This is a genomic window from Burkholderia humptydooensis, from assembly GCF_001513745.1.
GTDB lineage: Bacteria > Pseudomonadota > Gammaproteobacteria > Burkholderiales > Burkholderiaceae > Burkholderia > Burkholderia humptydooensis.
Map to the genome: position 1 here is coordinate 2893798 of NZ_CP013382.1, position 19746 is coordinate 2913543.

19 protein-coding genes are annotated in these 19746 nt (G+C 66.1%); 6 read left to right on the top strand and 13 right to left on the bottom strand.

The annotated features are described in order from the left end of the window. Positions 1-3: 3 nt before the first annotated feature. The 8 genes from AQ610_RS31620 to hpnD all read right to left on the bottom strand — a co-directional run bounded on the left by AQ610_RS31620 (position 4) and on the right by hpnD (position 8811). Positions 4-1347: an aspartate aminotransferase family protein gene (locus AQ610_RS31620; protein WP_006028336.1), complete on the bottom strand. Its 1344-nt coding sequence runs from the start codon at positions 1345-1347 to the stop codon at positions 4-6. Continuing rightward, positions 1344-2414: a C45 family autoproteolytic acyltransferase/hydrolase gene (locus AQ610_RS31625; RefSeq protein ID WP_006028337.1), complete on the bottom strand. Its 1071-nt coding sequence runs from the start codon at positions 2412-2414 to the stop codon at positions 1344-1346. The genes AQ610_RS31620 and AQ610_RS31625 overlap by 4 nt, the downstream gene beginning before the upstream one ends. 12 nt (positions 2415-2426) lie before the next feature. Beyond that, positions 2427-3155 carry a glutamine ABC transporter ATP-binding protein GlnQ gene (gene glnQ / locus AQ610_RS31630; protein WP_006028338.1) on the bottom strand — a complete coding sequence of 243 codons (729 nt, stop codon included), beginning with the start codon at positions 3153-3155 and terminating at the stop codon, positions 2427-2429. Then, entirely contained in the window at positions 3152-3808 is a 657-nt protein-coding gene (glnP, locus tag AQ610_RS31635; protein ID WP_006028339.1) for a glutamine ABC transporter permease GlnP, read from the bottom strand. Before glnP ends, glnQ begins: the two co-directional genes overlap by 4 nt. Positions 3809-3872: 64 nt before the next feature. After that, the gene (gene glnH, locus AQ610_RS31640) at positions 3873-4625 is read right to left on the bottom strand and encodes a glutamine ABC transporter substrate-binding protein GlnH (protein WP_006028340.1); all 753 of its coding nucleotides are present in this window, start codon (positions 4623-4625) and stop codon (positions 3873-3875) included. A gap of 402 nt (positions 4626-5027) precedes the next feature. After that, entirely contained in the window at positions 5028-5735 is a 708-nt protein-coding gene (locus AQ610_RS31645; RefSeq protein ID WP_043282957.1) for a phosphorylase, read from the bottom strand. 6 nt (positions 5736-5741) lie between these two features. Continuing rightward, positions 5742-7760, bottom strand: coding sequence for a squalene--hopene cyclase (shc, locus tag AQ610_RS31650; RefSeq protein WP_006028342.1), 2019 nt, complete (start codon positions 7758-7760; stop codon positions 5742-5744). A 202-nt stretch (positions 7761-7962) separates the two neighbouring features. Further along, complete coding sequence (gene hpnD / locus AQ610_RS31655; protein ID WP_006028343.1) at positions 7963-8811, bottom strand: presqualene diphosphate synthase HpnD; 849 nt, start codon at positions 8809-8811, stop codon at positions 7963-7965. 553 nt (positions 8812-9364) lie between these two features. Here hpnD and AQ610_RS31660 point away from each other — a divergent pair. Then, positions 9365-10270 carry an alpha/beta hydrolase gene (locus AQ610_RS31660; RefSeq protein ID WP_009916148.1) on the top strand — a complete coding sequence of 302 codons (906 nt, stop codon included), beginning with the start codon at positions 9365-9367 and terminating at the stop codon, positions 10268-10270. Between the two features lie 47 nt (positions 10271-10317). Here AQ610_RS31660 and AQ610_RS31665 read toward each other — a convergent pair whose 3' ends face one another. Genes AQ610_RS31665 through AQ610_RS31675 form a run of 3 tightly spaced genes read right to left on the bottom strand, consistent with a single transcriptional unit; the run spans position 10318 to position 12234 of the window. After that, the gene (locus AQ610_RS31665; RefSeq protein WP_009916150.1) at positions 10318-11253 is read right to left on the bottom strand and encodes a sensor domain-containing diguanylate cyclase; all 936 of its coding nucleotides are present in this window, start codon (positions 11251-11253) and stop codon (positions 10318-10320) included. Then, positions 11250-11873: a chemotaxis protein CheC gene (locus AQ610_RS31670; RefSeq protein ID WP_006028347.1), complete on the bottom strand. Its 624-nt coding sequence runs from the start codon at positions 11871-11873 to the stop codon at positions 11250-11252. Before AQ610_RS31670 ends, AQ610_RS31665 begins: the two co-directional genes overlap by 4 nt. Continuing rightward, on the bottom strand, positions 11866-12234 hold the full coding sequence (locus AQ610_RS31675; RefSeq protein ID WP_006028348.1) for a response regulator: 369 nt from the start codon (positions 12232-12234) through the stop codon (positions 11866-11868). The genes AQ610_RS31670 and AQ610_RS31675 overlap by 8 nt, the downstream gene beginning before the upstream one ends. 503 nt (positions 12235-12737) lie before the next feature. Between AQ610_RS31675 and AQ610_RS31680 the strand changes: the two genes are divergently transcribed. Next, positions 12738-15020: a hybrid sensor histidine kinase/response regulator family protein gene (locus AQ610_RS31680; RefSeq protein WP_006028349.1), complete on the top strand. Its 2283-nt coding sequence runs from the start codon at positions 12738-12740 to the stop codon at positions 15018-15020. A gap of 17 nt (positions 15021-15037) precedes the next feature. On the opposite strand, the gene AQ610_RS31685 is transcribed toward AQ610_RS31680, so the two are convergent. After that, on the bottom strand, positions 15038-15595 hold the full coding sequence (locus tag AQ610_RS31685; protein ID WP_006028350.1) for an NADPH-dependent FMN reductase: 558 nt from the start codon (positions 15593-15595) through the stop codon (positions 15038-15040). Positions 15596-15959: 364 nt separating this feature from the next. Between AQ610_RS31685 and AQ610_RS31690 the strand changes: the two genes are divergently transcribed. Together AQ610_RS31690 and AQ610_RS31695 are read left to right on the top strand one after the other, a co-directional pair. Then, positions 15960-16565 carry an RNA polymerase factor sigma-70 gene (locus tag AQ610_RS31690; RefSeq protein ID WP_009916151.1) on the top strand — a complete coding sequence of 202 codons (606 nt, stop codon included), beginning with the start codon at positions 15960-15962 and terminating at the stop codon, positions 16563-16565. Next, a complete protein-coding gene (locus tag AQ610_RS31695; RefSeq protein WP_009916152.1) occupies positions 16546-16743 on the top strand; it encodes a zf-HC2 domain-containing protein in 198 nt (65 codons plus the stop codon). Before AQ610_RS31690 ends, AQ610_RS31695 begins: the two co-directional genes overlap by 20 nt. Positions 16744-17059: 316 nt before the next feature. On the opposite strand, the gene arsC is transcribed toward AQ610_RS31695, so the two are convergent. After that, entirely contained in the window at positions 17060-17416 is a 357-nt protein-coding gene (gene arsC / locus AQ610_RS31700; RefSeq protein WP_006028353.1) for an arsenate reductase (glutaredoxin), read from the bottom strand. Positions 17417-17898: 482 nt separating this feature from the next. Between arsC and parA the strand changes: the two genes are divergently transcribed. Beyond that, a complete protein-coding gene (gene parA, locus AQ610_RS31705) occupies positions 17899-18561 on the top strand; it encodes a ParA family partition ATPase (protein ID WP_006028354.1) in 663 nt (220 codons plus the stop codon). Between the two features lie 24 nt (positions 18562-18585). Continuing rightward, a complete protein-coding gene (locus AQ610_RS31710) occupies positions 18586-19653 on the top strand; it encodes a ParB/RepB/Spo0J family partition protein (RefSeq protein WP_006028355.1) in 1068 nt (355 codons plus the stop codon). Positions 19654-19746 lie beyond the last annotated feature (93 nt).

Genomic DNA, 19746 nt, shown 5'->3' on the forward strand with positions numbered 1-19746 from the left:
GCATCAACGCGCCGCCGCGCCGATCGAAGCGAGCGCCGCATCGATCGCGTCGCCAAGCCGCCCGACGATCGTGTCGATCTGCGGCGCGGTGCAGATGAACGGCGGCGCGAGCAGGATATGATCGCCGAGATGGCCGTCGACGGTGCCGCCCATCGGATACACCATCAGCCCGCGCTGCATCGCCTCGCGCTTGACGATCGCATTCAGCTTCAGCTTCGGATCGAACGGCGCTTTCGTGCCGCGCTCGCGCACGAGCTCGACGCCGACGAAGAGCCCGCGGCCGCGCACGTCGCCAATGTGCGGATGATCGGCCGAGCGCGCGCGCAGCAACGCGCGCAACTGCTCGCCGCGCGCCTTCACGTTGTCGAGCAGCCGGTCCTCGGCGATCACGCGCTGCACTTCGAGCGCGGCCGCACACGCGCTCGCGTGGCCGATGTACGTGTGGCCATGCTGAAAGAAGCCCGAGCCGTCGACGATCGTCCGGTAGATCGCGTCGCTCACGAGCGTCGCGCCGATCGGCTGATAGCCCGCGCCGAGCCCTTTCGCGATCGTCAGGATGTCGGGCGCGACGCCGTCCTCTTCGCACGCGAACAGATAGCCGGTGCGGCCCATCCCCGACATGATCTCGTCGAGGATCAGCAGCACGCCGTACTTGTCGCACACCGCGCGGATCTTGCGGAAATAGTCGCGCACGGGCGGCACCGCGCCCGCCGTCGCGCCGACGACGGTTTCCGCGACGAACGCCGCAACCGTGTCCGGCCCAAGTTCGAGAATCCGGCTTTCGAGCTCGTCGGCCAGGCGCTGCGCGAACGCCTCCTCGGTTTCGTCCGCACGCTGCTCGCGATACGCGTAGCACGGGCTCACGTGATGCGCTTCGATCAGAAGCGGCAGGAACGGTTCGCGCCGCCACGCGTTGCCGCCGATCGCGAGCGCGCCGAGCGTGTTGCCGTGATAGCTCTGCCGGCGCGCGATGAAATGCCGGCGCGCGGGCTCTCCCTTTTCGACGAAGAACTGGCGCGCGAGCTTCAACGCGGCCTCGATCGCTTCCGACCCGCCCGATACGAAATACACGTGCTCGAGCCCGGCGGGCGCCGCCGCGACGAGCCGGTCCGCGAGCGCCTCCGCCGGCTGCGTCGTGAAGAACGACGTGTGCGCGTATGGCAGTTGCTGCGCCTGCCGCTTGATCGCGTCGATCACGCGCTGATTGCTGTGCCCGAGGCACGACACGGCGGCGCCGCCGCATGCGTCGATATAGCGCTTGCCGGTCGAATCGACGATCTCGATGCCGTCGCCCGCGACCGCAACCGGCAGATTCGCGCGCGGCGCGCGGTGAAATACGGTGGTCATGCGTGTCCTTGTTCCTGTCGATGCGCCGACGGACGCTGCGCGTCCCGCGGCACGAATTGCTGAAATCGCACCGAGCCCTGCTCGCGCACCTCGAACGCGACGCCGTCGTCGCCGATCGAGAACAGCGCGGTCGCAAGCGTGTTCTCGTCGTCCGGATCGTGCGGATCATCGCGATAGATCGGCAGGCCGTCGCCCGCGCGATCGGCGAGCACGCGCCACAGCGCGGGCGCGTCGGCCGCGCCGCCGAGCGGCGGCAGCAGTTGCGCGAGCCGCGCTTGCCGATCGGCTGACGACGCGGTGACGATCTGCGCCTCGGCGTCGCAACCCGGATGGATCAGATGGTTCGCATGGCCGTACACGCCGTCGACGTCGAGCACCGACGTGCGCATGACGCTCGCCTCGACGCTGACGACGCGCGCATCGCCCGCGCAGCCAAGCGTGTGATGGAAACCGCTCGCGCGCGGCGCGCCGCGCAGCACGCGCAGCGCATCGTCGAGCGATGCGGCGTCGAGCACCGCACGCGCGAGGATCATCCGCGGCACGCCCGCCGCCGGCCGTCGAACGCGCACGTTGTTGATCGTCTGCACGAGCCCCGCGCGATTCGCCGCGAACGTATGGCCCGGCAGCGAGCCCGGATAGTAGAAGCTGACGAAGCCCGGCTTGCCGTCGGGCCGCACGTCGACGAGCATGCACTTGCCGCGCAGATGCGGATCGCCGTCTTCGTTGTGCGCGATCGTCCGCTCGCGCGGCGTGCGCACCGCGAGCGTCGTGCAGCCGTCGGGCGCATTGTGGATCAGCTCGCCGCGGCAGTTCCAGACGAACACGTCCTGCGCATGCCAGCCGAGGCCGGCGGCAATCCCGTCGAGCTCGGCGACGAGCGCCGGAAACGCCGCCTCGGCCGCGCGGCGCAGCGCGGCGACGAACGGATGGCCGCGCCAGCGCGCGACCGCGCGCCACGCGCCGCTCTGCGCGAAGTACGCATCCATTGCCGGCCGGGCGAGCTCGCCGAGCTGCCGGCCGATGTCATGCGGCGAACCCGTCACGACGACGGGCGTAAGAAACTTCATCGGTTGTCCTGATCACGAAACATGTTTGAGAAAATCCTTCAGGCGCGGCGTCGGCGGCTGATCGATCAGCGCCTTCGGATCGCCGTCCTCGGCAATGCCGCCCTGATCCATGAACAGCAGGCGCGTGCCGACCTGCTTCGCGAAGCCGATCTCGTGCGTGACGACGATCATCGTCATCCCTTCGTTCGCGAGATCGCGCATCACCTTCAGCACCTCGTGGCGCAGCTCGGGATCGAGCGCCGACGTCGGCTCGTCGAACAGCATCAGCTTCGGCTTGATCGCAAGCGCGCGCGCGATCGCGACGCGCTGCTGCTGGCCGCCCGACAGCTCGGACGGATAGTGGTTCGCGCGCGCCTCGAGGCCGACTTTCGCGAGCAGCGCCATCGCCTGATCGCGCGCCTGCGCGCGCGACGCGCCGCGCACCTGGATCGGCCCGAACATCACGTTCTCGAGCGCGGTCATCTGCGGAAACAGATTGAACTGCTGGAACACCATGCCCGCTTCGAGCCGGATGTTGTGGATCACCGCGGCCTTGCCCTTCACGCTCTGCCCGTCTACGAGCAGATCGCCGCCCGTGATCTTCTCGAGGGCGTTGATGCAGCGGAGCATCGTCGACTTGCCCGAGCCCGACGGGCCGACCACGACCACCACCTCGCCCGCGTCGATGCGCAGGTTGATGTCCTTCAGCACCGGCACGTGGCCGAAGCTCTTCGACACGTTGCGGAATTCGACCATGCTCATAGGATGCGCATCCTTTTCTCGACGAAGCGAAGCGTGAGCGTCATCACGCCGGTGAGCACGAGATAGATCGCGGCGACCGCGGTCCAGATCTCGACCGCCTGGAAATTGCCGGCGATGATCTCCTGGCCCTTGCGCGTCAGCTCGCCGACGCCGATCACGATGAACAGCGACGTGTCCTTCAGGCTGACGATGCATTGATTGCCGAGCGGCGGAATGAGCCGCCGGAACGCGAGCGGCCCGACGATCTTCACGAGCACGCGCGGCATCGACAGCCCCATCGCGAGCCCGGCTTCGGTCAATCCTTTAGGAATGGAAAGCAGTGCGCCGCGCACGACTTCGGCGAGATACGCACCCGAGTTCAGCGTGATCGCGACGATCGCGGCCGTCAGGCCGTCGATGCGGATGTGCGCGAGCAGCGGCAGCGCGAAATAGAGAAACATCACCTGCACGACGATGGGCGTGCCGCGAATCAGCTCGATGTACACCTGCGCGAGCACGTTCAGCACGGCGGGGCCGTACGCGCGAAACATGCCCGCGATCATGCCGACGAGAAAACCGCCCGCCAGCCCGAAGAATGCGATGAAAACCGTGAGCCGCACGCCGTCCATCAGGTCCGGCAGCGCAGCCCATATCGCTGACCAATCGAATTGCACATTCAGCTCCCGATAACGTTCCGATCGACGCGGTGCCGCGCGCCGCGTCGCCCTGATGCGTCGCTCAAGACTTCGGCGGCTCGGAGCCGAACCATTTCTTGTAGATCTTCGCGTAGCGGCCGTCAGCCTTCATCTTCGCGAGCTCCGCATTGACCTTCGCGACGAGCGGGCTGCCCTTCGGGAAGCCGATGCCGTACTTGTCGCCGCTCACCGGCGCGCCCGCCACCTTCACGCGCCCCTTGCCCTCGTTGTTCACGAAGAACAGCACGTTCGGCGTGTCGTGCATTGCGGCGTCGACACGGCCCGCCTCCAGCGCGAGATACGCCTGATCGATGTTCGGGAACTGGCGGATCTCCTTGGGCTTCAGATGCGCCTTGATCCAGTCGATCGTCGCGGTGCCCGTCTTCGCGGCAATCACCTTGCCGTTCAGATCGTCGATCGACCTGATCATCGTGTCGTTCGCCTGCACCATCGCGGCGAGGCCGCTGTCGTAGTACGGGTCGGAGAAATCGATCGCCTTCCTGCGCTCCTCCTTGATCGTCATCCCGGACAGCGCGACGTCGATGTTCTGCGTCTGCAGCGCCGGAATCAGGCCGGCGAAATCCATCGGCTGGATCTTGTAGGTCCAGCCGGCGTCCTTCGCGATCTCGGCCCACAGGTCGAGATCGAAGCCGACGTACTTGTCGCCCTGCTTGAATTCGAACGGCATGAACGAAGTGTCGGTGCCGACGACGAGCTCCTTCGCATGCGCGCTCGCGAGGCTCGCGCCGACGAGCGCGACCGCGACGACTGTCTTGATGAACGAACGGCGTCCCATGATTTCTCTTCTCCGCAGTGAATGGCGATGCCCCGAGCCGACGGGGGATTGGCGACGAACACCGGCGACATCTAAACATCCGATGTCATTATCGTAATCTATGCAACATGTGTTGTCATGACGGATGCTAAGCCGCCAAAAAAGAAAGCAACAGGAATTCGTGTCGCGAGAAACCCTAGGGTCGGTGGAGGATGGGAAGGAGGGCGGAATGGCCGCGCGCGCCGGTCATGGTGGAGCGGATGTCGGAATCTCTGGCGGGGTCGGAGCAAGAACGGGCGCGCATTGCTTCGAATGACGAACCGATTCGCACGGCGGCTGCGCAGCGGAATGCGGCCGCGTCGCACACGCGCCGAAACGACGCAACGGATCAGTCCATGCTGATCGCGGACCGCCGCCCCGCGCTCAACCGATCCGCCACGCCCCCGCGCGCTCGAACGCCTGCCGCGCCTGCACGAGCGTCGCGCGGGCGGCGCGCGCGTCGCCCGCGACTTGCAGCAACGCGCCGAGCTGCGACGGCGCTTTCGCGAGTTCGCGCAGGATCGGCAGGATCGCCGTGCTGCCGTCTTCGCGCAGGCCGGCCATCGCGGCCTTCGGCAGCGTGCGCCACGCCGGATCGACGATCGCGCGGCACACCGCGAACGGCACGCCGCGCGCCGCCGCGAATGCGCCGGCGATATGCGATTCCATGTCGACCGCGAGCGCGCCCTTCGACCGGTGCAGCGCGTCCTTCTCGCGCGCGTCGACGACGGGCGCGCCGACCGCCGCGACCGCGCCGCGACGCGTGCGCGACGCGACCGGCGTGCCGGCGAGCGCGGCGACGATGCGCGCGCTCCACGCGGCATCGGTATCGAGCACGCCGAACGGCCCGTCGACGGAATCGGCGACGATCAATGCGCCCGGCGCGAGTTCGGGCGCGAGCCCGCCCGCCGTGCCGAAGCTGACGACGCCCGCGCAGCCGTGCGCATCGGCCGCCTCGGCGAGCGCACGCTCGAGCCGGTCCGCGCGCGCCGCATAGACGGCCTCGACGCCCACGCCGCGCGCGATCCGCGCTTCGAACGCCATTCCGGCGACGGCGATCACGGCTGCGGCCGAACGACCGAAACCAGCCATCGGCCGTTACATCCCGACCGTCACGCGCGCCGCACCCGCGCGCTTCAGGTTGCGATAGCGGGCGAGCGCCCACAGCGGGAAGAACTTGCGGTAGCCGTGATAGCGCAGATAGAACACGCGCGGGAAGCCCGTCGCGGTGAAGCGCGTCTCGTCCCACAGGCCATGCTCGCGCTGCGTGCCGAGCAGATGGCCGATGCCGCGCGCGACGGCCGGATTGTCGACCTCGCCCGCCGCCATCAGGCCAAGCAGCGCCCACGCGGTCTGCGACGACGTGCTCGGCGCGCGCTCGTAGCCGCGGTAGTCGAGCTTGTAGCTGTCGCCGTCCTCGCCCCAGCCGCCATCGGGATTCTGGATCGACAGCAGCCATTGCGCGGCGCGCTTCACGCGCGGATCGTCGTGGCCGAGGCCGGCCGCGTTCAGCGAGCACAGCGCGGTCCACGTGCCGTAGATGTAGTTCATCCCCCAGCGGCCGTACCAACTGCCGTCCGGCTCCTGCTCCTTCAGCATGTAGTCGAGCGCGCGGCGCGCGGGCTCGCTCGACGCGCTCGTCTCGCCGAGCTGCGCGAGCATCGACAGGCAGCGGCCCGACACGTCGGCCGTCGGCGGATCGAGCAGCGCGCCGTGATCGGAGAACGGGATGTTGTTCAGGTAGTACTGCGTATTCTCCGGCTCGAACGCACCCCAGCCGCCGTCGCTGCTCTGCATGCCGACGACCCACTCGCGCGCGCGCGCGATCGACTCGCGGTACGCGTCCGTCTGATCGTGCTTCGCGACGCGGTCCATCGCCATCACGACGACCGCCGTGTCGTCGACGTCCGGATAGTGCGCATTCGCGTACTGGAACGCCCAGCCGCCGGGCCGCACGTGCGGGCGGCGCGAGATCCAGTCGCCGCGCACGTCGAGGATCTGCCGCGGCACGAGCCAGTCGAGGCCGCGCACGGCCGCTTCGCGCGCGCGCTCGTCGCCCGTTTCGAGCAGCGCGTGCGCGGCGAGCGACGTGTCCCAGACGGGCGACAGGCACGGCTGGCAATACGCCTCCTCTTCGCCGACGACGAGCAGCTTCTCGATCGACTGGCGCGCGATCGCGCGGTTCGGATGATCCTCGGGGTAGCCGAGCGCCGCGTACATCATCACCGCGTTCGCCATCGCCGGATAAATCGCGCCGAGGCCGTCCTCGCCGTTCAGGCGCTCGTCGACGAACGCCGCCGCCTGGCGGATCGCGCGCTCGCGCGTATAGCGCGGGAAGAGGCCGTCGGCGAGACGCAGCACGCCGTCCACCGCGCGGAAGAACGCAAACCAGCCGGCATGCTGATGCGGCTGCTTCGGCAGCAGGCCGGTGTTGACGGGCGCGCTCTTGAACAGCTCGTCGATGCGCACGCCGCGCGGGTTCTTCGCGACCGGGCGCTTCGCGTTCAGCACGAGAAGCGGCACGATCACGGTGCGCGCCCAGTACGACACCTTCGACAAATGGAACGGGAACCACTGTGGCAGCAGTATGATCTCGACCGGCATCATCGGCACCGCGTACCACGGCACGACGCCGTACAGCGCAAGCTGGATCCGCGTGAACACGTTCGACATCTCCGCGCCGCCCATCGCATGGATCGCGCGGCGCGCACGCTGCATGTGCTCGGCGTTCTCGTCGTCGCCGATCACCTTCAGCGCGAAGTACGCCTTCACGCTCGCGCTGATGTTCGGCGCGCCGTCGGTGAAGAGCGGCCAGCCGCCATCCGGCTGCTGGATGCGGCGCAGATAGCGCGCGATCTTCTGCTCGAGCTCGGCGTTCGGCTCCTCGCCGAGATAGTGGACGAGCAGCACGTATTCGGCGGGAATCGTCGAATCGGCTTCGAGCTCGTAGACCCAGTGGCCGTCCGCGTTCTGCGCGGCGAGCAGCGCATCGGTCGCGCGCGCGACGGCGGCGTCGAGGCCGGTCGTCGCGGCGGACGGGGCGGGCGCATCGGCGGCGGCCGGCGCGGCGGGCACAGCGGTGGCGTCGAGCGTGTGCATTTCGGTCATGTCGTTCATCGGTCCCTCTCTTATTGCCGGCGCGTGCCCGGCGGTTTCGCCTGGCGGAGCGCGCCCGTTCGTCGCGGGCCGGCCTGCGGCCGTCCAAGCGCCCGCGAGCACCTGGATCGGCACGCGCATGCGCGTGCCGGGGGGGTTGCATGCGCCGCGCGGGTGTCGCGCGACGGCGAATGGCGATGCGGCGCGCGCCGCCCGCATCGAATCAGAACAGCGCGTAACGCGCCACGAGCAGCAGCATCCGCGCGCGCGGCTTGCGCAGCGGCGCGCGCGGCGGTGCGAAGCCGCGCGCGACCGCGGCTTCGAGAATCAGGCGATACGCGCCCGACATGATGCGCGGCGCGCGAACCTGCGCGCGCCGCGACGCGTCCATCACCGCGTCGGCCTGCGCAAAATGTTGCTGCGCGCGCTCGACGAGCGTCGCGCACACGCGCGGCAGCTTCGGGTCGCGCGCAATCGTCTGCGGATCGGCGATCGCGATCCCTTCGCGCGCGAGCAGCTCGCGCGGCAGGTAGCAGCGGTTGATCGTCGCGTCGTCGTCGATGTCGCGCAGGATGTTCGTCAGTTGCAGCGCGCGGCCGAGGTGATGCGACAGCTCGCGGCCGGGCTCGTCCGGCATCCCGAAAATCCTCACCGATAGCCGGCCGGCCGAGCTGGCGACGCGGTCGCAGTACAGATCGAGCGTCGCTTCGTCGGGCGCGCAGATATCCTCGGCGGCGTCCATCGCCATGCCGTCGATCATCGCGTGAAAGTCTTCGCGACGCAGGCCGAACTTGCCGATCTCGCGCGCGAGCGGCACGAGCGACGCGCGTGGCTTGCCCGCGTAGCAGTCGTCGATGTCGGCGCGCCAGCGGTCGAGCTGCGCCGCGCGCTCGGCGCGCGGGCCGCCTTCGTCGGCGATGTCGTCGACCGCGCGGCAGAATGCGTAGACTTGGAACATCGCGTCGCGCTGCTCCGCGGGCAGGATGCGCATCGCGAGATAGAAAGAGCTGCCCGATGTGACGGCAGCGGCGTCGGTTTCGTTATCGTCCACGACGGGATTGGAAACGGCCAAGACGAGCTCCGCTAAGACGCCCCCGCGGGGCGATTGAAGAAGCCATGCCCGGCTGGGGATGGTAAATGCGTGCGAGATGCGCGAACGATCGGCGCAGACAGGCACAAATTACCGGCGGGAAACCGGAATTGGGCGTGAGTATAGCAATCTTTAAAGGCCGCTGCCGCGCGGTTCGGCTGTCGAATTCGGGGCGGGCGGCGAAGCGTGGCGCGGTTGCGACGCGGTCGTGGCGAATGCCTGGCGATGGTGTGGCGAGCGATCCGGCTTGGCGGACGGAGCCTGGCCGAATGGCCGGTGGAATAGGGGACGGAAGCGTGGCAATGGTTGACGTCGAAGACCAATTTCACTCCGATAAAACCACAATTCGTCAATTTCCCTAGAATTGACAACCTCATAAATTCAATCGAGATCAGCCTGCGCCAGACACGCCGCCCACGACGGCAGAGTACATTCTTGGGGCACGATCACCCGCCACAGTGCGCCGATTCGTCACTAAGATGGCGCTGGCTCGCACCCGAAGTTTGAAGCAAATCGAAGATATAAGGAGACAGACTTGCCGACCGAACCGCGCGACACCCCCGCCGACCGCCGCGACCCCGCGGCCGCGACCCCGCTGCCTTTCGTGCTGGTGCACGGCGCCTGGCACGGCGCATGGGCCTACGAGCGGGTGATCCCCGCGCTCGCCGCGCACGGCCACGCGGCCATCGCACGCGATCTGCCCGCGCACGGCGTCAACGCCCGCTTCCCCGCGTCGTTCCTCAAGCGGCCGCTCGATGCCGCCGCCTTCGCGAGCGAGCCGTCGCCCGTCGCGGGCACGACGCTCGACGATTACGTCGACCACGTGCTGCGCACCGTCGACCAGGCTCGCGCGCTCGGTCACGAACGCGTCGTGCTGGTCGGCCACAGCATGGGCGGCATCGCGATCACGATGGCCGCCGAGCGCGCACCCGAGAAGATCGCGAAGCTCGTCTATCTGGCCGCGTTCATGCCGACCGCCGGCACGAAGGGGCTCGACTACGTGCGCGCGCCGGAGAACCAGGGCGAAATGCTCGCGCCGCTGATGATGGCGAGCCCGAAAGCGACGGGCGCGCTGCGGATGGACCCGCGCAGCGAAGATCCGGCATACCGCGCGGCCGCGAAACGCGCGCTCTGCGACGACGCGGACGACGCCGATCACACGGCCGTCGGCCATCTGCTCAGTTGCGACGTGCCCGCGGCGCCGTTCGCGGCGCGCATCGAGACCACGGCCGCCCGCTGGGGCGCGATCGAGCGCCATTACGTCAAGTGCCTGCGCGACCGGGTGCTGCTGCCGGCGCTGCAACAGCGCTTCATCGACGAGGCCGACGCGCTCGCCCCCGGCAACCGCACGCACGTGCACACGCTCGACAGCAGCCACTCGCCGTTCATTGCGCAGGCGGGCGCGGTCGCCGATACGCTCGCCGCGATCGCGCGCGGCTGACGCCGGTCGTCCGACGAAGCGAGGCGGGGCAAACCGGCCTCGCCGCCTCAGCCGAACGCAACCGAGCAGTTGCGCCCCTGCCGCTTCGCGCGGTAGAGCGCGGCGTCGGCTTCGTTGACGAGCGTCTCGTGCGTGAGCGCGCCGGCGTGCGCGGCCGCGCCGCCGACGCTCGCCGTCACCGGCACCCGCACGCCTTCCGCTTCGATCGGCGTGCTGCCGATCGTCTGCCGGATCTTCTCGGCGACGTGCATCGCCTCGTCGAGCGACGTGCAAGGCAAGAGCAGCGCGAATTCCTCGCCGCCGAAGCGGCCGAACGTGTCCTGCGAGCGCACGACGTCCGCGACGCGCTGCGCCATCATGCGCAGCACGTTGTCCCCGACGACGTGGCCGAAGCGATCGTTGATCGTCTTGAAGTGGTCGAGATCGAACAGCAGCACCGACAGATTGCCGCCGTAGCGCTGCCAGCGCGAGAATTCGTCGCGCAGCCGCGCCTCGAAGAAGCGCCGGTTCGCGATGCCCGTCAGGCCGTCGCGGTTCGCGTATTCCTGCAGCTTCGCGACGGCCTCCTCGCGCTCGCGCTGCATCACGCTCACGTGCGTCACATCGGAGATCGTCACGCAGACGGCCTCCACTTCGCGCCCGCGTGCGATCGGCACGAACGTGCAGTCCTGCTGCATGAAGTCGACGCCGCCCGTGATCGGCCGGTCGTGATCGAAGCGGAACAGATACGGGCGCTGCTCCCACGAGCTGAACGCGAAACCGCCGAGCTGGAACACGCTTTCGATCTTGCGCGACAGCCATGCGCGCGGCAGGTCCGGAAAGCTGTCGAACAGATTGCGGCCGATCACGTCGGCGGCCGCGACGCCGCTGTGATCCTGCATGAACCGGTTCCACATGAGTACCCTCATCTCGCGGTCGACCACGAAAATACCGAAGCTGACCCGTTCGATGACGAGATCGCTCAGTGAGGAAAGCAGGTTCATAAGCTGGACAACAACGAATCGAGCGCGTCGCTCATGTGGCGAATCGAATCTTCCGCGAGCAGCATCACGAAATGCGTGCGCGCACCGTCGTCCGCGACGCCGAAGTTCACTTCGAGAAGAAGCGTCTCGCTCCACGCGAGCACGTCGGGCTGAAACACGTCGTCGAGCGCGATGTCCTCGCCGAGCAGCCCCGGCGGCGAAAACACCGGCGTGCGCCCGAGCTCGTCGAGGATCGACGATACGCACGCGCCCATCAGCACGTTTGCCATGTCGAACACGAGCTCGGCCTGCGTGACGGTGCCGAACTCGTCGTCCGCGTATGCGTCGTCGACGAGCGACACGAGCTGGCCGAGGCCCGCGCTGCGGCACAGCATCAGCGCCTCTCCCTTGATGTCCGAGCGAAAGCCCTGGCGCACGGCGGTCACGTTGTCGTGAATGCCCGTCATGTCGCGCAGCACGCGCCCGACGTCGGCCGCGCGCACGACGCGCACGCGCGGCACCGAAAGCTCGATGAAGGTGCCGAGGAGAAGCGCGAGCCGCGCCGCCGCGCGTCCCATCGCGAGGTTGGCGATCTCCTGCAGGGCGTCGCGTTGCTCCGCCGTCAACACCGTCTCAGACATACAACCCATACTCCTTGAGAATGGGCAGCAATGCTTCCGAGGTGACGGGCTTGGCGACGAAAGCCACCGCGCCCAGCTCACGCACGCGTGCCTGCGCCATCGGTTGGATATCGGCGGACACGACGATCACGAACGTGTTCAGATCCTCGCCGCGCAACGTCTCGAGCACTTCGTAGCCGCTCATGTCCGGCATCGTCAGATCGAGAAACATCACCGATGCCTTGCCGTCGCGATACAGCGCCAGCGCCTCGCGACCGTTCGACGCGTAGTTCACGTCGACGTCCCAGTCCGCCGGCAGCGCCTTCGTCAGCAGCTTGCGGGCAAGCAAGGAATCGTCGGCGATCACAATCGGCAGGGGCATGGCTGTCGTGGCGGTAAACGGAGTCGTATGTCTCGCGTTAACGACGGTTCGCCGCGCTTCTTTAGGCAAGGTGCGACTGGCGATACGAGGGACGGACCACGCGCGCACCGCTCGGCTCGCAAGAACCAGCCGACCGCCTGACGCACCCGCCCGCGGATGGGCCTCGTCGAGGCCGCGCCCGGGCATCGCGGGCGTTTTCCGCATAGGAAAGCGATGCGCGATTCTGGTAGTAAACCCCGTGCGTTGCAACTCGCCATTTTTGGCGGTTCGAACAGAATTGATTAGCTCGAATTCGAATCCGGGAATAGCTCGAATTGTTTTGGCGATAAGCACGCAAATTATTCTTTTGCTTACGTTTGCGCTTTTGAATTCGTCGCTGTTTGCGCGCGGCGCGCGCAACCGCCGGAAATCCGGCCTTGCGCAAGCTCCGCGCCCCACGCGGATCGCGCGTGCGCGACTCGTTTATGATGCCGATCAATCCTTTCCGCATTCGTTCGCCCACCATGACGCCCGAACGGCCCGACGCCTCACGCCCGACATCGACCGACAACGACGATTGGGAGGACGATGCTTCGTTCGCCCCCGGCGCGCCGGAGCACGATTTCGCGGTGCGGCGCGTGACGCTCATCGTGATGCTCATCGCCGCGATCGTGCTGCCGTGCGTATACGTCGCGGTGATGGCGTACAACGACATGCGCACGCGCGAGGCGACCGCGCGCGACGTGACGATGCGCACCGTGCGCGTCGCCGAGGAGCACGCGCTGAAAGTGTTCGATCTGTCGGAGACGCTCGACGCGCGGATCGTCGATCTCGTGCAGGATCTCGACGACGCCGCGGTGCGCAACGCCGAAGCCGACATCCACGATGCACTCAACACGATCGGCGGCGGCTATCCGCAAGTCGCGTCGGTGTCGATCTTCGGCGCGAGCGGGATGCTGCTCGCGAACAGCCTCTATTACCCGGCGCCGTATGCGTCGATCGCGGAGCGCGACGATTTCGTCGGCATCCGCGACGGCAAGGTGATCGAGCACATCTCGCGCGTGATGCCGGGACCGCTGAAGGCGGCGAATCCGGGGCCCGTGTTCAACACGGGCGTCGCGCGGCGCCATAGCGACGGCACGTTCGCCGGGATGGTGTCGATCGCGCTGAAGTCGTCGTATTTCAACGCGTTCTATCGCGATCTGCTCGGCGGCGCCGACGCGCCGATGTCGATGGCGCTCACGCGCACCGACGGCGCCGTGCTCGCGTCGTATCCGCCCGCGCCGCGCGGCGCGCCGGGCGACGCCGCCGCGCAGGCCGACAGCGCGAATCCGTTCGGCGGCGCGCAAGGCGATCAGCACGCGGGCATCGTGCGCGTGAAGCGCGACGGCGACAGCGAGATCGTCGCGTACCGGCAGGTCGGCAGCTATCCGGTGTTCGTATCGTGCGCGTACCGCACGTCGGCGATCCGCCACGCGTGGTACGAGCACCTGAGCGTGCTGTTCATCTCGATGTTCGCGCCGTCCGCCGCGCTGTGGGGCGTAATCTGGCTGTCGCTCAAGCGGCTGCGCGCGGAAGAGGAGGCGTGGGAGCGCTGGCAGGCGGAGGCGTCGATGCGGCGCTCGATCGAATCGGCATACCGGCAGTCGCGCAAGATGGAGGCGCTCGGCAACCTGGTCGGCAGCGTCGCGCACGACTTCAACAACCTGCTGATGATCATCTCGAGCAACGTGCAGATCGTGCGGCGGCGCGGCGTTCAGCATCTGGACACCGAGCTCGCCGCGATCGAGCGGGCGCTGAAGAACGGCCAGTCGCTCACGCGCCAGTTGCTCGGCGTCGCGCGCAAGCAGCCGCTGCGCAGCGAGACGATCGACATCGCGCACTGGCTCGCGTCGTGCCGCGAGCTGCTGAAGACGTCGCTCGGCTCGAAGTCGACGCTCGCCGTCGACACGCAGCTCGATTTGTGGCCCGTGCGCGTCGACGTCGCGGAGCTCGAGCTCGCGGTGATCAATCTCGCGGTCAACGCCCGCGACGCGATGCCGCAGGGCGGCCGCTTCAAGATCAGCGCGCACAACATCACGTTCCGCCGCGAGGATGGTTTTCCGCTGACGGGCGACTTCGTGCAGATCTCGGTCGAGGATACGGGTCTGGGCATGTCGCCCGAGGTGCTCGCGCGCGCGTTCGAGCCGCTTTTCACGACGAAGGCGAAGGGGATGGGCACGGGCCTCGGGCTGCCGCAGGTGTTCGCGTTCTGCGAGCGCTCGGGGGGGCTCGCGACGATCGACAGCGAAGCCGGCGCCGGCACGTCGGTGCGGCTCTACCTGCCGCGCACGACCGACGCCGTGCCGCCCGCCGATACGCCGAACGCCGTCGACGGTCCCGCGGCATCGACGCCCGCCGGGCTGCGAATCCTGCTCGTCGAGGACAACGGCGAAGTCGCGGCGGGCACCGAGGCGCTGCTCGAGCTGCTCGGCCATCAGGTCACGCACGCGCCGAACGCGGACGATGCGCTGCGCATGCTGAACGCAGCGGGCGCCGAGCCGGCGGCGCCCGGCGCGTTCGATCTGGTGATCTCTGACATCCACATGCCCGGCACGATGAACGGGATCGACCTCGCGGAGGCGATCGAGCGCGGTGACCTGAAGCTGCCCGTGATTCTCGTCACCGGCTATGCGGAGGAATTCGACCGGACGCGCCGCGTGCATGCGCGACTGCTGTCGAAACCGTTCGACATCGCGCTGCTCGACGACTTGCTGCAGAAGATCCAGCACGAGCGCGATGCGCGGCTCGCGGGGCATGAGGATTGAAGGTAGTACGCCGTTGCTCAGGCCGACTTCGCGTGCCGGCGCACCCAGTCCGCGTAGCGATCGACGAAACCCTGCAGGAACTTGCGCGTGTCGTCGTTGACGATGTTGCCCTGCTCGTCGATCTTCGATGCATCGTGCTTGATGAATATCTCGGGCTGGCCGAGCGTCGGAACGTCGAGATACGCGAGCACGTTGCGCAGATGCTGCTGCGCAAGCGCAGTGCCAGTCGCGCCCGGCGACGTGCCGAGCACGGCGGCCGGCTTGCCCGACCACGAATTGCTGCCCCACGGACGCGAACCCCAATCGAGCGCGTTCTTCAGCACGCCGGGCATCGAGCGGTTGTACTCGGGCGTGACGAACAGCAAACCCTGCGCGGCTTCGATCGTCTGCTTGAAACGTTTCGCGACGTCGGGAAAGTCGGCGTCGTAATCCTGGCTGTAGAGCGGCAGCGAGCCGATATCGATCATTTCGAACGACAATTCGGCTGGCGCGACCGAAATCACGGCGTTTGCGAGCGCGCGATTGAACGACTCGCGCCGTAGACTGCCGACAATCACTGCAATGCGGTAAGTCATCTGCGTCTCCTTCCGCTCAGTAGGTAATCAGCTAGTTTTGTTTCCGATTGCGCACCAACCGGCCCTTTTATGTGCAAGCCAGCTTGAGTCCCGGCGCATCGGGGCTTCGAACCAGATTTCCACAAAGTTTTCCACAGAAACTGTGGATAACCTGATGAATATGTACGCCGGTTACATTGATGTCGACGGCATGCGTTTCATGTCTCTGTCATCGATCGCCGGCGCGACCTACGATGTCAGCATAGCGCGCGATGGCGACGCGCGTTGCTTGCAGCGCTCTTGCAACGACGCGCATCGCATGGATAATCTTGCGCTGCCGCCCGCGCGTGCCGCATGCGCGCGGGCACGAACCGGAAGCCATCCCATGCAGCACGCGCGCGCCGCGCACGACGATCCCGCCTATCTCGCGCAATTGCGCCACGATTTACTTCGCTTCGCGCGCCTGCAATTGCGCGACGCCGATGCGGCCGAAGACGCCGTCCAGGAGGCGCTCGCGGCCGCATGGGCGCAGGCCGAGCGCTTCGACGGACTGTCGAGCCACAAGACCTGGGTGTTCGGCATCCTGCGCAACAAGCTGATCGACACGATCCGGGCGCGGCGAAAGACGATCAACGCGTCGGCGCTCGACGCCGAACTCGATGGCGAAGCGCTTCTCGAGCGCGAACTGTTCGCGGACAATGGTCACTGGGCGCCGCATGCGAAGCCGCGTCCGTGGCCGAAGCCGGAAACGATCCTGCAGCAGCGGCAGTTCTGGATGCTGTTCGAGATGTGTCTCGATCACCTGCCGGAGCAGATCGGCCGCGTGTTCATGATGCGCGAGTTCCTCGACTTCGCAATCGACGACATCTGCATGGAGCTCGAACTGAAGGCGAACCATTGCAGCGTGCTGCTATACCGCGCACGGACCCGGCTGCGCACCTGTCTCACCGAAAAAGGCCTGACGACCGAAGATGCTACTGGGGAAATGTAAGGACATCACGCGACTTTTGTCGGACGAACTCGATCGTCCGCTGTCGCTCGTCGAGCAACTCCGCGTGCGCGTGCATCTGCCGGCTTGCACCGGCTGCCGCAATTACCGGATGCAGATTCGCGTGCTGCGGGAAGCGGCTCGCGTCGCGGGCGGGAACGACGCGCAACGGAGCGAGTGAGCGCAGCGGCGCGGCCGATGCGATGCGTGCGAGGCGCATGGACCGTGCACGGCCGAATCGACGGAGAATCAACGATTGGCAATCGTCCGATCGGCAGCCTCCCGGGTTTGGCGAAACCGCAGAGCGAAACTGAGAGACGCGTGAAAACGCTCGTGTCTCGACGAGCGATGGCCAGGCCCCGGACCTCCCGGGCGGCGCGACTGTTGGGCGATGCGCGCCGGATCGGCGTTGGGTCGGCGCGCATTGCATCTCGCATCTATAGCGGGAAGTGCTGTCGCGCACCGACATCCTCTTCGAATTATTATTTTTTTAATAATTATTCGAACAACGACTTCACTACCTCCGGCGGACGACCGATCGCGGCCTTGTCGCCATGCACGACGATTGGACGCTGCAACAGGATAGGGTGCTCCGCGATCGCGTCATACAGTTGCGCATCGGACAAGGCAGGGTCGGCAAGATTGAGGTCTTTATAAGGCGCTTCGTTGTCACGAATCATGTCGCGCACTGGCCGTCCGAGCTTGCGGTGCAGCGCTTTCAGTTGCGCCACGGTCGGCGGCTGCTTCAGGTACTCGACGACATTGATTGCCTCCCCGGTCTGATTGAGCGTTCCGAGCAATGCCAGTGTTTCGCGCGATTTGGAGCAGCGGGGGTTGTGATAAATCGTGATCATCGGTTGCAGGTGGGAGTAGGTCAAAGACACGGGTATTGTAGCGGCCGGGCGATGAGGGGGTGCTGGTGCTCGGGAATCTGATCTTGAATCGTCTGTACGTTCCGGCTTTCCGCGATCAGCCGAGCTGGACGCACGTTACGCGCTACGGCGCAGGTAGGCGATGCGGCCATTCACTGCTTTATGCGCATAAAGGCCACCGCGGCTCGTTGGCGTTGGCACGCCACAGCATAGGCGCAAGACCGATCGCCCCGTCACATACGCATCAGTTCAAGTGCAGTGCGCGATAGCTTCGTCCGCACGAAGGCGCGAATTGCACCACGCAGGCTCTGCCCATCTTCTTCCACGTGCTCAGATCGACATCCCCCCGGCTTTATGCGCATAAACCATCGGCCAGGTGGCTAACGCGTCGTTCCTTCACAACAAATTCATTGAAATAAAAAAATTGTCCGGTAAAATTCTCCCGATCAAAATAGGAGTGAAAATTGGCGGCTGAAATCATTGCAGTCACTCAACAAAAGGGCGGTGTCGGCAAGAGCACCATTGCGATGCACCTCGGCGCCGCATTCCACGAAAAAGGGCGACGCGTTCTGGTCATCGACGCCGACGGCCAAAACACGCTCGTTCACTGGTCCAGTTCCTCCGCGGACAGCGAAACCGGCATCCCGTTTCCTGTCGTGAACCTTGCCGAAGCCGGCGGCCAGATCCATCGCGAGATCAAGAAGTTCATCAACGACTACGACATCATCATCGTCGACTGTCCACCGTCGATTACGGAGAAAGTGTCCGGCGTCGTATTGCTTGCCGCGACGATTGCGGTGATCCCGACGTCGTCATCGCCGGCAGACTACTGGTCGAGCGTCGGCCTCGTCAAACTGATTCAGCAAGCGCAGGTGATGAACGAGGATCTTCGCGCCGTGTTCCTGCTGAACAAGACTGAAGAGAAGCGGATGCTCACGCGTGAATTGAAGCGTGCGCTCGAAGAACTCGGCTTCCCGCTTCTCAAGACGCAAATCCCCACGCGCGAAGCCTACAAGCAAGCAATGGCGCTAGGCCAAACCGTCTTGCAGATGAACGACCGCGGCGCAAAGCTCGCAGCGGCAGAAATCCGTGCATGTGCCGACGAGATCGGCGCGATGCTGCCCTGACTTTATGCGCATAAAGGACCCTGAATGAAACCCTCCCAATTCGCCAAAGGCTTCCAAGCGCGCCCCGACATCACGACGAGCGAAAAGCGCACGGCGCTCGATCGACTCAATGCAATTGATGGCCTCGTCAAATCCGAGGCCGCGACGCCCGCTGCTCCCGCCGGTAAATCGTCGAAGAAGACCATCCCGGTCACAATCGTCGAAACGCCGCCCACCACGGACCCGATCGACGAGTCGAACCAATATCGCGCGTGGCGAATCGAGAACCGCTATCAGTCCGGTCAGGTGATCGAACTGCCGCTCAAGGCGATCAAGCCGAGTCCCTTCAATCCTCGGCACTTCTATTTGAAGTCGTCGATCGCGGAGCTGGCCGTCAATCTGGCGAAGCAGGGTCAGCAACAAGCGATTCACGTCATCCCTGATTACGACAATCCCGGCTCGTACTTCGTCAGCGACGGTGGCCGTCGCGTCCGCGCGCTGAAGGAAGCGAACAAGGAATCGGTCAAGGCGATCGTCATCGATCTGCCGATCGGCATTCAAAGCTACAAGCTCGGCTACGACCTCAACGTCCAACGCGATTCACAAACGGTCTTCGACAACGCGATCGTCTGGAAGCGCTTTCTCGAGGAAAAGTATTTCCAGAGCCAGAAGGAATTGGCCGAGCATCTCGGGCTCGACGAATCGACGGTCGCCGTTGCGCTCTCGATCGGCAAGTTGCCCGAAGCCGTCATGCAGGAGATGGTTGCGCGTCCGGATCGCTTCGGCTCGAACATGGCGTATCAGGTCGGCCGTTACCACACGGCACGCGGCACCGACTCGACGCTGCGTCTCATCAACAAGATTCTGTCCGACGACCTCAGCACTCGTCAGGTCGCCGATATCGTGAAGGGAAGGGCGACCGCGCAGGAAAACCCGAAGCCCGCAAGCCGGCAGCGGTATGCGCAGCGACATGAGATCAGGCTGAACGGCGTGTCGGTCGGCGATCTGAAGTCTTACGGCGAAGATCGGCTAGAGTTGCGGCTGCGCGGCCTGACGCGAGAAAAGCGGGACGAAATCCTGCAGCAGCTCGAACGGATGCTGTTGTCGAACTAAACGAACGAAGCGAAAAGAAACGGGGCCCAGCAGGCCCCGTTTTTTGTTGCTAGTCGCGGAAGAGGAGAAGAATCCGGTGAATCGGGCATTCGC